We start from the raw sequence: 13,088 nt of genomic DNA, 5'->3' as shown, positions 1-13,088 counted from the left end.
AGCTGGGCGAACCATCAAGATAGCGGCCATAAGCCGAGCAAGATGTGACGTGCCCAGGGCCTATTAGAAGTCTGTCCCTGTAGGCCTGGACCGGTAGCCCCGGCTACGGTGTCGTGCGCGGGAACCGCCCTGCAGCCTTGCCGTCACTCCCTGCTGAGCCCGCCGCCGCTGGCGATCTGATCAGCTTTCTCAAGGCGCTGCCTGATTGCCGCATGCGCCGCGGCGTTCGTTTCCCTCAGTGGTGGATGCTGCTGGTGGCGATCCTGGCGATTCTGAGCAACGAGGGTTCTCTGGTCGGCATCGAGCGGTTTGCCCGACGTCACCGCGAGGTCCTCAACGAGCTGCTGGGCACCGATTTCGGCAAGGAGCCCTCGGATTCCACCTTCCGCCTGCTGCTCTCGCAACTGGACGTGGCTGGCTTTGAAACCCTGTTGCGCCAATGGATGTCGGCCCAGCCCGGCGTCGCTGATGACTTCGACACACTTGTGTGTGACGGCAAGACGCTGCGGGGCTCGATCGCTGAAACCGACTCTGGCGCAGCGACATTCATTGCTCAGGTCAGCCTCTACTCCCAGAGTCTGGGCGTTGCGATCGCCCAGACCACCTACGCCACTGATGCCGGCAGCGAAACCCAGGCATTGCGGCAGCTGCTGGAGGCGATCGAGCTGGAGGGCGTGCTGGTTCAGGCGGACGCGTTGCATGCCAACCGCCCTTTTTCCTGTTCCTCGCCCAGCGCGGTGCCGACTTCTTGATTGCGGTCAAACACGGACGCCGCAAAGGGTTTCGGCTGATCCGTGATCGCCTGACCTACAGCCGCAAGGTGCCCTGGGAAACCAGCCACCATGAAGCTGGCCATGGCCGCGACATCGTCTGGACGCTGCGGGCGATGCCAGCACCAGACTGGGTGATCGAGCAATGGACCGGCAGCGCCACGATCATTGCCGTGTGCAGCCAGGGCATTCGCGATGGCCGGCCCGTCGACGAGACGCGTTACTACGTCACCAGCCTGCGGACCAGCGCAAAAGCACTGCTACGCCTCGTGAGAAACCGCTGGAGCATTGAAAATTCCTGGCACTGGGTGCGTGACGTCGCGCTGCGGGAAGACGCCCACCGCTACCGGGAAACCAACGGCGTTCAGATCGTCGCCATGCTCCGCACCATGGCGATCAACAGCCTGCGGTTGAACGGGATCTGGTCGGTGACCGAGGGCATTGCCGCCTTGGCTCACGACATCAAGGGACTGCTGCGTCTGCTGGGGTGGCGTGCACCAGCAGAGCCGAGCCCTTCTGGATGACTTCTAATAGGCCCTGACCCCCACCCCGGCGTAGCCGGGGTGGGCCGCGCACCTCAGGCGACCGGCCCAGCGGCTGGTGTTGCAAGGGGTGGGCAGGCCCGTTTCCCTGGTTTGAGTCCTACCTCAACCAGACAGACCATGTCGAGTCACCCCCGGGGAACTTCCCCCCGAGGTGCTCACAGAACCGTACGTGACACTCTCGCGTCATACGGCTCCCATCATCCACATGCCACTTCACTGACTCGACGCCAGTGCGCGAACAGATCACGATGTCCAGACCTGATCCTGGCAAGTACTCGCCAGCTTTGGAGCCGACGACCCCGCAGCCCTTTGTACTTCTGCCGTAACCAGGCTGCAATTCTGTCATCCAGGTAGCGATACAACTTCCTGATCAGTTCTGTCCTATAGAAACGACCGTAGTACTGAATCCAGCCACGAATCACTGGATTCAGCACTTTAGCGATCTCCTCAAGCGACAGATACACGAGCGATGGAAGCCCTATCGACCTAATCCTCTCCCGCATACGCTGGAGAGCCTGCGGACTCACTGCCGGCAAAAAGCCTGTGTAGATGACTCCGCGAGAATTGCGAGACACACGTGGCCGAAACGCGAAACCAAGAAACGTGAACGTGACATCAGCAAACGGTGCCCGGCGGTTGCTATCCCTGCAGTAGACCACCTGGGTCTTCTGGGGATGAAGCTGGAGGCCACAGGACGCAAAGCGATCCTGCAATGCCTCCAGCAACCGCCGAGCTTCCTTCTCGCTGTGGCAATGACAGATCACATCATCTGCATAGCGCTCAAAGGCAATGGCCGGGTGGCTCCGGCGCATCCACACATCAAACGCATAGTGCAGGAACAGATTGGCCAGCAGTGGACTGATGACACCACCTTGCGGTGTGCCCCGGTCCCTGGGATGGAGCGTGCCATCCGGCAACAGAACCGGTGCCTGCAGCCATCGTTGCAGGTAGAGCACCACCCAGCGCTCGGAGGTATGGGCCTTGATCGCGCGCATCAACAGGTCGTGATCGATAGCATCGAAAAACCCCTTGATGTCGAGATCGAGAACCCAGTTGGACCTCCAGCAGCGCTGACGGCAGACCTCTACTGCCTGATGCGCTGACTTGCCCGGTCTGTAGCCGTAGGAATCCTGATCAAAGATCAGCTCCAGCTCTGGCTCCAGCACCTGCTTGACCACCATCTGTGCGATGCGATCAGCAACCGTCGGGATACCCAGCGGCCTGACGCCTCCACCGGATTTGGGAATCTCCACACGCCGAACTGGTGGCGGAAGATAACTTCCTGATGCCATCCGATTCCAGAGTTTGTAGAGATTATTCTCCAGATCCTTGTTGAAGTCGTCCAGGCTTTGGCCATCCACACCGGCCGCCTGTCCGTTCCGTTTCACCTGTTGATAGGCCTTCCAGACCATCACCTTGGTAATCGGTAGCGGCTTGTCTGTTGTCATCCCATTCCTCCTGCCGTAGGCAGTTGATGGGAGACTCCAAACGGGATGATGCAACCCCTTGGCTCCGAGTCCGTTACAGACCCATCATCGCTACTACGGGTTGCTCCGCCCCTGCCACAGACATCGGTATTGACCCTCATGGTGGTGACCACTTGGGATGTTCCCTTGGCATTCCATGGCAGGTTCTCACGTTCCGCATCAGGGCCTGCGATGAGCTCGTGCCGTCTATACGCCGGCTGCCGTGTGGTCCATAGACAGGCTCTGTCCACACTGATCCAGGAGATTTGGGCCGCCTCCCGTTTTGGCAGCGTCTGAAATAGATATCGGCGCGTCATCAACGGTTCGCTTGCGCTCACCTTCTCGTCGCACACCTGACGGATCCAGTCCGCCGTTTCCCCGTCGCTCACCACCACGTCTTTTGAACGCAGCAGCACGGGGTGGTTTGGTACCAGCCCCTGCAGGCCGATCCCGGGAGGCCACACTCCCATCCCCGATGCAGTTTCATCAGCCTTGGCTTTCACCTGCTGACTCGTGACACACGCCCAACGCCTACTTTGCCGCACCTGAACTGGCCTCGCTACTCGATGGCAGCAGTGCCGGGGAGCTGATCCCCGAGCTGGCCCGCTATGGCCTGCAGCAGCTGATCGAGCTGGAGGCCTCCGCCGTGGTCGGTGCTGACCGCCATGAGCGCACCGAGGAGCGGCTCGCTTACCGCAACGGCTACCGGCCCCGCACCCTGACCACCCAGGTGGGGGATCTGGAGCTGCAGATTCCCAAACTTCGCTCGGGAGGCTTCCTGCCCACGATCCTTGAGCCCCGCCGCCGGGTGGATCAGGCCCTCTATGCGGTGATCATGGAGGCCTACATCGCTGGGGTCTCCACCCGCAAGGTCGATGCCCTGGTGGCTGCCCTTGGCTCCCAGAGCGGCATCTCCAAATCGCAGGTGAGTCGCATCTGTCAGGAGATCGATCAGCAGGTGCAGGCCTTTCTGAGCCGGCCGCTGGAGAGCAGCAGCTACGCCTACGTCTACCTCGATGCCACCTACCTCAAGGGACGCCTCGGCAAGGCCCTGCAGGTCTGCTCACGGGCTGTGGTGGTGGCCATGGGGGTGAATGCCGACGGCCGCCGTGAACTCCTTGGGCTCAAGGTGGGCGACAGCGAGAACGAGGCCTTCTGGGCGGAGTTCATCTCCCACCTCAAGGAGCGGGGCCTGGGTGGCGTCAGGCTGGTGATCTCGGACGCCCACCTGGGCCTCACCAAGGCCATCCGCAGGCAGCTGCAGGGCTGCGTCTGGCAGCGCTGCCAGACGCAGCCCTGCAGCTGCTGCAGCGGGTGCCCAGGGCCCACCAGGGCATGGTCACCGCGGCCCTGCGATCGGTGTTCGCCCAGGAGAGCGCTGAGGAGATCGAGTCCCGCTGGGACGATCTGGCGGCCTCACTGGCGGAACGCTTCCCCAAGGCTGCCGCACTGATGCATGAGGCCAGGGAGGACGTGCTGGCGTTCCGCCACTTCCCCAAGGACCACTGGAAAAAGGTCTGGAGCACCAACCTGCTGGAGCGCGTCAACGAGGAGATCAAACGCCGCACCAGGGTCGTGGGCATCTTCCCCAACGACGACGCCATCACCCGTCTGGTGGGGGCGGTGCTGCTGGAGCAGCACGAGCACTGGCAGCTGGAGGGCCGCCGCATGGTCTCCGCCGAGAGCATGACCGCCATCCCGGAGCTGGATGACATCCCTGCCCTGCAGGCCGCCGGCGCCTGAGAGCTGCAAGGACGCAGGCCCCAGGTGATCGAGGCTGCAGCGCCCCACAGGGCGCAGCGGCCTTGATCACCGCCCGGGGGCCGGCCACGGCCACCTCCGGCAGCACAGACCACTGCAGATCACAACACATCCGCAATCGGGCGAAAGACTTGACAAGTCAATCGCCCTGATTCAACGTGGAACAACGAGGTGCATCTGCGCCTCCGGGATGACAGAGCGTCATTCCACCCTGTTCGCCCTCTGATCAGGGCATTCGGGCCTCGGGTTTTACACCACGCAAAGGGACGCGACCGGCTGAGCTGCAGCGGCTGGGCCTGACAGAGGAGGATCTGGCGGCTGACTTCAAGACTTGGAGGCAGGACCAGCCGTCACAGCTCCAGCCCTGATGGCAGAACGCAAGCGTCTTCTTTGGCCCTGATCTCCCAGCGGGTATCGCGCCCATGGCGCTTCTCCTGATCCGTTGCCGTGAAAGGGACCTTGCGCTTTCCCTCCAACTGACAGACGATCTGACGGTGGAGGGTCTTCTGGTTGGATTTGACGCTCAGGAGCACGTCGGCCCCTGCTCCAGGCACCACTGAAAAACGGTCGGGTGGTGTGCAGGGCATCCGCCAGGATCAGCTTGCCGTCCAGATCCATCGTGCTCAGCAGCTCTTTGAGCGCTGCCCGCTCGCTGGATGCGTGGGTGTCGTAGGTCTTCTGGGCCAAGGCGACGCCCAGCGCCCGGGCGTAGACAGTGAACTGGGCAACAAAGCAGAGATGGCCGTCCTCGGTCTCGATCGCTAGACCCTTCAAGGTCATGCCAACCGCTTCGCGGAAGCCAGAGGCTATACAGACCAGCTGCTCGAGAGCCGTTGCCCCACCAGGGATCTGGCTGATCATCCAGGCCTGGAGCACCTCCCCGAACTGCTGGAAGTGAGCCTTGTTAAAGAGGTAGAGGAAGGTGGCATCGGAGGGCCAGCGCTTGAGGTTCAGACCCAGCGCCTGGTTCAGCACCTCGCAGTGCTGCTCGGAAAGGCCTCCAGGTCGCGAGAGCTGCGGCAGTCACTGAGGATGCCGAGCACCGTCACCAGCAACAGGTACCACTGCGGGTTTCGCACCCCGCGGCGGTGACGGCCATCCGGGATCGCCTTGATGAAGGTGATCAGATCGGTGTCGGCGCTGAAATCAACGGCGGGAACACCGGTCTGGGACATCGCGAACAGAGAGTACAGGCTGGCCCTGGGAACCAACCGGGCATCAGCGACGGGGCCAAGGGCGGGCGGGACAGACTTTCAGGCTGCCCTGAGGCGGGAGCAGTCTTTTGCCCGTTTCACAGAGGCCGTTCACCTGGCAACGCGTCACGAAATCCAGAATTTCAGGTAGCCGTGGGACCTGAGGGAACTCCCATGCAATGATTGTACTATGTGATCGCTTAGGCTATGACGCGCACTGCTGCCCCCAAAAAAAGTGTTGCCCTGAACAACAAGCTGACAGCGATACAAAACCGATTGTTCGAAAGGGCTCACGCCGAACCCATGGAGTTGAAGTTCCTTGGGATTGCACTGAGCAACCAGGGAATAATTGGCAATGCACTATATGCCAATCCAAATATGATGCCTCTGCCGCTGCAGCGATGCGAGCACCTCAAGTCACTGAGCAGTCGACAGGTCGCAATTTTAACGGCCTGTTTTTTCGCCAGTTTCTACAAGACTGTGGCCAACAGTGAATCACAGACTCTGGTTTCCAATATGGCGGCTGCCGAGAAGTTGTTTGACCCTTACTCAGATGAGTATATGATTCTCCACCAGGAAACAAGTGAGGAGATGGATCACATCTGGACCTTCCGCGCCGCCTATAATATGGTTGCCAGAGAGACAGGGACATCTGAGCCCTTTGACGCACCTGGATTCTTCAGAGGCGTGGTTGGCTCTATCCCCCAGCGTGATTACAATTCTATTGATACTCAGTTCACCCTCACTGAAGAGCACTTACGCATTCTCGAGTTGCTCCAAAAAAATGGAGGCTTGCAAGTACTCCTGAACGAAATGAAACAGGGCGGTCGTGATTTTCGCTATCGTGTTCAACATTTCCTGATTGGCGACGCTATGCGTCTTCTGCCTTCCAACGAAGTCCTGGCTCTTGGCCTGGGAGGCTTATGGCTATTGATCCGATATATTGCAAATGTTGATCTAAAGCAGGCTGAATCATATCTGTTTGCAGACCAAGAAAAATTCAACTACGAGCCCCTGGCTTATAGCATTAACCAAGGTCACCTCCATGACGAAGCGCGCCATTTCACTACGTCCTTCGATATCGGCCTAGCCCTATACCAGGCGGCCAGCCCCGAAGCTCAGGCGTTCATCCGAGAGTTAACAAGGATGACGATAGAAGACTACATTAAAGGCCAGTTTCTAATCTTTCCTGAAATGCTAGATGCGGACAAAAAAGGAATCTTGACCGTTACTCTTCATTCCTGCAAACAAATTTTAACAATGGCCTTGTCCCACCCCGAGCTCTCAGACAAGCAGACGAATATTGATGACCTAATGGCGTCTTGGGGGCAGATGGAATGGCCTATGAAGTTACCTCCTTTCGGCGCCGGACTGCTCACGCAGAAGCGCTGGCGCTACATTGCCCAGCAGTATGAGCGCATTAGGAAAGCAATGAACTTCGACTTTGACGCCTCTAATCTGGGAAATCTGTTGCAGCGGTACCATGACATCCTCGCCCGGGAAAATCTGACTGACGTCTTTACCCTTGCATAAATCTAAAGCTTACATTCGCTTGCCATGGCCAACATATCACCCATCGCCATCACATTCGAAGACACTGGCCTGGTGGTGTCCACCAGTGCTGGCCGTTCCTTCATGGAAATCTGTGATGAATTCAACACTCCAGTTCTCATTGGTTGCCGCTCAGCTTCCTGCGGAACCTGCCTAGTGCGGATTACTGCCGGCGGAGACAATCTCTCACCCACCTCGGAGACTGAAGCGATCCTTCTCAGTGTCCTAGCTGATGGTGATCCCCAGGCTCGCTTGGCCTGTCAATGCACCGTTCACGGACCGATCTCGGTGCGAAGCTTCTGAATCCCTGCAGCCAAGGAACGCACAGCACAGCGAGGGTGACCTGCGTTAGTTGGGCCCTTCAAACGGACGACCTCTGAATACAGACCTCTATGTGTACCATCATTGAACCAGCCAATAGCGATCCGGCAGTCTGGCCAGCACTAGCGACCTTGAGGCGTCCCTGTACCTCCCCAGGATAAGCGTGGAGCCCCCAGCTGCTCGATCAACACGTCGGCAATCAGCCGTGCGTGGCGACCGTTCCCGTTCGGGAAGGGGTGGATGGTGACCAGGCGGTGATGGAAACGCACGGCGATCTCATCCACCGACGCCACCCGATGTTCCACCTGATAAGCGATGTCAGCCAACAGGGCCGGGACCTGCATCCGGATCTGCCGCCAGTCGGCACCAATGCTTTTGTCGCTGGTGCGGTACTGGCCGGCCCACCGCCCAGGGCCTATTAGAAGTCTGTCCCTGTAGGCCTGGACCGGTAGCCCCGGCTACGGTGTCGTGCGCGGGAACCGCCCTGCAGCCTTGCCGTCACTCCCTGCTGAGCCCGCCGCCGCTGGCGATCTGATCAGCTTTCTCAAGGCGCTGCCTGATTGCCGCATGCGCCGCGGCGTTCGTTTCCCTCAGTGGTGGATGCTGCTGGTGGCGATCCTGGCGATTCTGAGCAACGAGGGTTCTCTGGTCGGCATCGAGCGGTTTGCCCGACGTCACCGCGAGGTCCTCAACGAGCTGCTGGGCACCGATTTCGGCAAGGAGCCCTCGGATTCCACCTTCCGCCTGCTGCTCTCGCAACTGGACGTGGCTGGCTTTGAAACCCTGTTGCGCCAATGGATGTCGGCCCAGCCCGGCGTCGCTGATGACTTCGACACACTTGTGTGTGACGGCAAGACGCTGCGGGGCTCGATCGCTGAAACCGACTCTGGCGCAGCGACATTCATTGCTCAGGTCAGCCTCTACTCCCAGAGTCTGGGCGTTGCGATCGCCCAGACCACCTACGCCACTGATGCCGCTTGCGTCCCCTGTGTTGGTGTAAATCCCTGGGGACCTCAACCCCGGCGTAGCCGGGGTTGAGCGCGCACCTCAGACGTTCCGCTCAGCGGCCAGCGTTGCAAGGGGTGGGCAGGCCCGTGACCCTGGTTTGAGCACTACCTCAACCAGACGAACCATGCCCACGTCCAATCGTGCCGCAATTGAGCTGGCGCCGCTACTGGATGGCAGCAGCGCCGGTGAGCTGATCCCCGAGCTGGTGCGCCACGGCCTGCAGCAGCTGATCGAGCTGGAGGTCGCTGCCGTGCTCGGCGCAGAGCGCCATGAGCGCAGCGAGGAGCGGCTCGGCTACCGCAACGGCTACCGGCCGCGCACCCTGGCCACCCAGGTGGGGGACATCGATCTCCGCATCCCCAAACTGCGCTCCGGCAGCCACCTGCCCTCGATCCTGGAGCCGCTGCCCGATGTCAACTACGTAGGCGGGTCGCGTCAATTACGTAGGCGGGTTACCCCGGGTCCTCCCCCTGCCATGGCAGGGGGAGGCGACAGCGAAAAGTGAGCCACCCTGGCCCGGTCCTCTGCCATGGAGTCTGAGGTGGTCTGGCTTTTCTGGACAGGCCCCATCGTTAACCTCTGAGGCGGGGTACCGCCCCTGAAAGGGGCTCCCACCGATGAGCAAGCGCCGCACCCACAGCCCCGAGTTCAAGGCCAGGGTCGCCATGGAGGCGATCAGTGGCCGCAAGACGATCCAGGAGATCGCCGCCGACCACGCCATCCACCCGATCCAGGTGAGCCAGTGGAAGCGGCAGCTCCTGGACGGTGCCAGCGAGCTCTTCACCCGAGGCAAGAAGACCAAGGACAAGGAGGAGGGGCAGGCCAAGGAGGCGGAGCTGTTCCAGCAGATCGGACGGCTGCAGATGGAGCTGGAGTGGCTCAAAAAAAAGTCTCAACTGCTCTGATGCCCGTGAACTGCGCAAGCTGGTCGATCACGACCACCCCGAGCTCAGCATCAGCAGGCAGTGTGCGCTGCTGGGGCTGCCTCGATCCACGCTGTACTACCGGCCGACACCGGTCCGTGTATCGACGCTGCGGATCATGGCCAGGATCGATGCTCTCTACCTGGAGGATCCCTGCAGCGGCAGCCGCCGGATGGTGGACTATCTGGCCCAAGATGGTATCCCGATCAGCCGAGATCGAGTGCGAAACCTCATGCGGCGCATGGGATTACGGGCGATCTACCAGAAGCCCCGGACGACGGTTCCAGGTGATCCGTCCGTGCGGTTCCCCTGCCTGGTGGACCTCACGCAGGTCACGTCGGTGGATCAGGTCTGGGCGACCGACATCACCTACATCCCTCTGCAGAAAGGGTTCCTCTATCTGGTGGCGATCATGGATCTCCATTCCAGGCATGTGCTCAGCTGGAGGCTCTCCAACAGCCTTGACACGAAGTTCTGTCTGGAGGCCCTGGAGATGGCCTTGGGAGGCGGCCGTAGGCCAGAGATCTTCCACTCCGATCAAGGCTGTCAGTTCACGTCCGCTGACTTTGTGGCCAGACTCAAAGGGGAGCGGATCCAGATCAGCTGGTCCGGCAGAAAGCGGTGCTACGACAACATCCTTGTTGAACGGCTGTGGAGGACTGTCAAGTACGAGGAGGTCTACCTACGGGCATACAGCGATGGCTGGGACGCTGAAATCAGCCTGGCCCGCTTCCTGTGGCGGTATTGCCATGTAAGACCTCACAGTTCCCTTGGAGGCAAAACTCCCCACGCGGTCTACACTGAGGCCGAACCATGTTCCACCCGTCCTGGGTTAACGATGTCAGGGGCCGGAACTGTCCAATAAAAGGCACCCACCTCAGACATGACAGCGGCTGTCATGTGCGAAACGGCCGATGTCTCCTGGCGCTGAGTCGTCTTCTCCCCTCATGCGCGAGCATGATCCATTGCGGCAACTGGATACTCCGGCCTCGCGATACTTTCAGTGGCTCCCAGCGATGGTGCGTTGTCAAGGAGTTTCGGTTGAAGTTAGTAACATCTCCGCTGTCTGAAGCTCAGCTTGGTCGACACCTTCAGGGGGGGGGCTCGACCCGAATCCAAGCTCGGTTTCTTAAGTGTTCAGGGAAGCGGGACAGCACTAGGGGAAGGCCGACTCTGCTGAACCCCTTACGCCTCCCTGAATTCCGGCATCAACTTAGGCTGGGAGCGCTTGCGATGAGGACACCTCCGGCCCGGATTCCAGCAGTGGACTGCTTGGTAACTCCAGCAAGGATCCGAATGCTGATCCTTGCTCAGCAGCAGCAGATTCAGGAACTCAGCCAACGCAATGAGGAGCTGCAGCTGCAGCTCCAGATCATCGACATGGCCACTTCACTGGCCCGGCTGCGGGAAGGGATCGTTCGTAGCTCCCGTAATTCCTCCAAACTGACGTGACCCCAGCGGATTGAGCGCCCGCCGCTGGGTGTGGCTCATGCTGCGATGAATCGACAGTGAGGCTGGGCCACCGAAGCGATACTGGGTCAGCCAGAGGTAGGCACAGTGCAGGCTGATCCCGTTTTCGTCCGCCAGCTCCGAGAGTCTGCGGCCATGCTCCAAGTGCTGGTTCACAAGCCGGAGCCGGCCTCGCTGGGTCAGAGCGGCATTAGGTTTCCTAGGAGCCTGTCGCGCATAGATCAGCACCCAGTCTCTCCACAGCCGCCCATCAATCTGCCCAGATCCCAGTGACTGCAATGGATCTGGGCGATACACTCGGGCATGCAGAAGCGCAAGACCTTTCGCCCCTGGCAGCCGCAGCAGGCCACCCTGCTGCCGCCGTCACCGCGTGAGTGGCTCTCAGAAGACCACCAGGTGTATTGGCCGCGTCCCTTGGCGTGGTGTAAATCCCGAGGCCCGATTGCCCTGGACTGAGGGAGAACAGGGGTGAATGACGGGCTGTCATTCTCGAGGCGCATGTGCACCTCATTATTTCACGATGAATCCAGACGATTGACTTGTCAAGTCTTTCGTCTGGATTGCCGATCGGTTGTGGGCTACACCTGCAATCTTGGTCGTGACGTCTGCGGTGCCGGCCCCCGGGCGGTGATCGCCGCCGCTGCGCCCTGTGGGGGCGCTACGGCGCGATCTCCTGGGGCCTGAGGCTCAGGCCGCTGCTTCTTGCAAGGAAGGCTGCGTGGGCAGCTCCGCCAGTGAGGGGATGGCGGCCATGCTCTCGGCGGAGAACATGCGCCGGCCCTCCAGCTGCCAGTGCTCGTCCTGCTCCAGCAGCACAGCCCCCACCAAGCGGGTGATCGAGGCGTCATTCGGGAAGATGCCAACCACCCGAGTGCGGCGTTTGATCTCCTCATTGAGGCGCTCGAGCAGGTTGGTGCTCCAAGTCTTTTTCCAGTGTTGAGGCGGGAAGTGACGGAAGGCGAGCACGTCTTCCCGGGCGTGCAGCATGAGCTCAGCAGCCTTGGGGAAGCGATCCACCAGTGAGCTGGCCAGATCGTCCCAGCGGGCCTCGATTTCGTCCGTTTTCTCCTGGGCGAACACCGAGCGCAAGGCAGCGGTGACCATGCCTTGGTGGGCCTTGGGCACCCGTTGGAGCAGGTTTCTGGCGAAATGGACCCTGCAGCGCTGCCAGCAGCTGCCCTGCAGCATCCGCCGGATCGCCTTGGTGAGGCCCACGTGCGCGTCGCTGATCACGAGCTTGACCCCAGTGAGGCCGCGCTCCTTGAGCGAGCCAATGAACTCGCTCCAGAAGCTCTCGGTTTCGCTGTCGCCCACCTTGATGCCGAGCAGCTCGCGGCGACCATCGGCATTGACGCCCATGGCCACCACCACAGCCCTGGAGCAGACCTGCATCGCCTTGCCGAGACGCCCGTGGAGATAGGTGGCATCGAGGTACAGGTAGGCGTAGCCGGTGGCCTCAAGGGGGCGGTTCAGGAAGGCCTGCACCTGGATGTCGATGTCAGCGCAGATGCGGCTCACCTGAGATTTGGAGATGCCGCTCTGGACTCCCAGGGCGGCCACCAGGGCGTCGACCTTGCGCGTTGAGATGCCGCCGACATAGGCCTCCATCACCACGCCGTAGAGGGCCTGGTCCACACGGCGGCGCGGCTCCAGGATCGAGGGCAGGTGGCTGCCGGAGCGCAGTTTGGGGATGCGGAGATCGATGTCCCCCACCTGGGTGGCCAGGGTGCGCGGCCGGTAGCCGTTGCGGTAGCCGAGCCGCTCCTCGCTGCGCTCATGGCGCTCTGCGCCGAGCACGGCAGCGACCTCCAGCTCGATCAGCTGCTGCAGGCCGTAACGGGCCAGCTCGGGGATCAGCTCACCGGCAGTGCTGCCATCCAGTAGCGGCGCGAGGTCGGGTGCGGCACAGTAAGTCTTGGGCGTGTGTCACGAGTCAGCAGGTGAAAGCCAAGGCTGATGAAACTGCATCGGGGATGGGAGTGTGGCCTCCCGGGATCGGCCTGCAGGGGCTGGTACCAAACCACCCCGTGCTGCTGCGTTCAAAAGACGTGGTGGTGAGCGACGGGGAAACGGCGGACTG

The 13,088-nt window shown here is 61.0% G+C and carries 13 protein-coding genes and 3 pseudogenes; 10 read left to right on the top strand and 6 right to left on the bottom strand.

Going from position 1 to position 13,088, the window contains the following annotated elements; genetic code table 11:
• Nucleotides 1-212: 212 nt before the first annotated feature.
• A pseudogene (locus H8F26_RS20035) lies at nucleotides 213-1,294 on the top strand (ISAs1 family transposase).
• Nucleotides 1,295-1,512: 218 nt separating this feature from the next.
• Here the strand turns inward: H8F26_RS20035 and ltrA are convergent.
• On the bottom strand, nucleotides 1,513-2,763 hold the full coding sequence (gene ltrA, locus H8F26_RS02520) for a group II intron reverse transcriptase/maturase (RefSeq protein WP_231605423.1): 1,251 nt from the start codon (nucleotides 2,761-2,763) through the stop codon (nucleotides 1,513-1,515).
• A gap of 568 nt (nucleotides 2,764-3,331) precedes the next feature.
• Here ltrA and H8F26_RS02515 point away from each other — a divergent pair.
• Nucleotides 3,332-4,524 (top strand): annotated as a pseudogene (locus tag H8F26_RS02515) (IS256 family transposase).
• 342 nt (nucleotides 4,525-4,866) lie between these two features.
• On the opposite strand, the gene H8F26_RS02510 reads toward H8F26_RS02515, so the two are convergent.
• Together H8F26_RS02510 and H8F26_RS02505 are read right to left on the bottom strand one after the other, a co-directional pair.
• Complete coding sequence (locus H8F26_RS02510) at nucleotides 4,867-5,517, bottom strand: hypothetical protein (protein WP_197157247.1); 651 nt, start codon at nucleotides 5,515-5,517, stop codon at nucleotides 4,867-4,869.
• Complete coding sequence (locus H8F26_RS02505) at nucleotides 5,511-5,717, bottom strand: hypothetical protein (protein WP_197157245.1); 207 nt, start codon at nucleotides 5,715-5,717, stop codon at nucleotides 5,511-5,513. The genes H8F26_RS02510 and H8F26_RS02505 overlap by 7 nt, the downstream gene beginning before the upstream one ends.
• A 225-nt stretch (nucleotides 5,718-5,942) precedes the next feature.
• Here H8F26_RS02505 and H8F26_RS02500 point away from each other — a divergent pair, with 225 nt between their 5' ends.
• Complete coding sequence (locus H8F26_RS02500) at nucleotides 5,943-7,268, top strand: hypothetical protein (RefSeq protein ID WP_197157243.1); 1,326 nt, start codon at nucleotides 5,943-5,945, stop codon at nucleotides 7,266-7,268.
• 24 nt (nucleotides 7,269-7,292) lie between these two features.
• Entirely contained in the window at nucleotides 7,293-7,589 is a 297-nt protein-coding gene (locus H8F26_RS20030; RefSeq protein ID WP_197169572.1) for a 2Fe-2S iron-sulfur cluster-binding protein, read from the top strand.
• A 140-nt stretch (nucleotides 7,590-7,729) separates the two neighbouring features.
• Here the strand turns inward: H8F26_RS20030 and H8F26_RS20025 are convergent, their stop codons facing one another.
• On the bottom strand, nucleotides 7,730-7,978 hold the full coding sequence (locus H8F26_RS20025; protein ID WP_370594725.1) for a Fic family protein: 249 nt from the start codon (nucleotides 7,976-7,978) through the stop codon (nucleotides 7,730-7,732).
• Nucleotides 7,979-8,099: 121 nt separating this feature from the next.
• On the opposite strand from H8F26_RS20025, the gene H8F26_RS02485 reads away from it, so the two are divergent.
• From H8F26_RS02485 to H8F26_RS02470, 5 genes and pseudogenes are all read left to right on the top strand, one after another.
• A complete protein-coding gene (locus H8F26_RS02485) occupies nucleotides 8,100-8,645 on the top strand; it encodes a transposase family protein (RefSeq protein ID WP_197157239.1) in 546 nt (181 codons plus the stop codon).
• Nucleotides 8,646-8,739: 94 nt separating this feature from the next.
• Nucleotides 8,740-9,015 (top strand): annotated as a pseudogene (locus H8F26_RS02480) (transposase); the annotation flags it as partial.
• Between the two features lie 217 nt (nucleotides 9,016-9,232).
• Entirely contained in the window at nucleotides 9,233-9,520 is a 288-nt protein-coding gene (locus H8F26_RS19150; protein WP_231597691.1) for a transposase, read from the top strand.
• Between the two features lie 10 nt (nucleotides 9,521-9,530).
• On the top strand, nucleotides 9,531-10,403 hold the full coding sequence (locus H8F26_RS02475) for an IS3 family transposase (RefSeq protein ID WP_231598222.1): 873 nt from the start codon (nucleotides 9,531-9,533) through the stop codon (nucleotides 10,401-10,403).
• Nucleotides 10,404-10,834: 431 nt separating this feature from the next.
• Nucleotides 10,835-10,990 (top strand): hypothetical protein, encoded by a 156-nt coding sequence (locus H8F26_RS02470; protein ID WP_197159377.1) that lies wholly within the window; start codon nucleotides 10,835-10,837, stop codon nucleotides 10,988-10,990.
• On the opposite strand, the gene H8F26_RS02465 is transcribed toward H8F26_RS02470, so the two are convergent.
• The gene (locus H8F26_RS02465; protein ID WP_197157237.1) at nucleotides 10,928-11,164 is read right to left on the bottom strand and encodes a hypothetical protein; all 237 of its coding nucleotides are present in this window, start codon (nucleotides 11,162-11,164) and stop codon (nucleotides 10,928-10,930) included. The genes H8F26_RS02470 and H8F26_RS02465 overlap by 63 nt on opposite strands.
• Nucleotides 11,165-11,311: 147 nt before the next feature.
• Between H8F26_RS02465 and H8F26_RS02460 the strand changes: the two genes are divergently transcribed.
• On the top strand, nucleotides 11,312-11,464 hold the full coding sequence (locus H8F26_RS02460; RefSeq protein WP_197157235.1) for a hypothetical protein: 153 nt from the start codon (nucleotides 11,312-11,314) through the stop codon (nucleotides 11,462-11,464).
• Nucleotides 11,465-11,695: 231 nt separating this feature from the next.
• On the opposite strand, the gene H8F26_RS02455 is transcribed toward H8F26_RS02460, so the two are convergent.
• Nucleotides 11,696-12,889: an IS256 family transposase gene (locus H8F26_RS02455; RefSeq protein WP_197158922.1), complete on the bottom strand. Its 1,194-nt coding sequence runs from the start codon at nucleotides 12,887-12,889 to the stop codon at nucleotides 11,696-11,698.
• Nucleotides 12,890-13,088 lie beyond the last annotated feature (199 nt).

The sequence above is a fragment of the Synechococcus sp. CBW1006 genome (genome assembly GCF_015840525.1).
In the GTDB taxonomy this organism is placed as follows: domain Bacteria; phylum Cyanobacteriota; class Cyanobacteriia; order PCC-6307; family Cyanobiaceae; genus CBW1002.
This window is presented reverse-complemented; position numbering and strand designations above follow the sequence as displayed.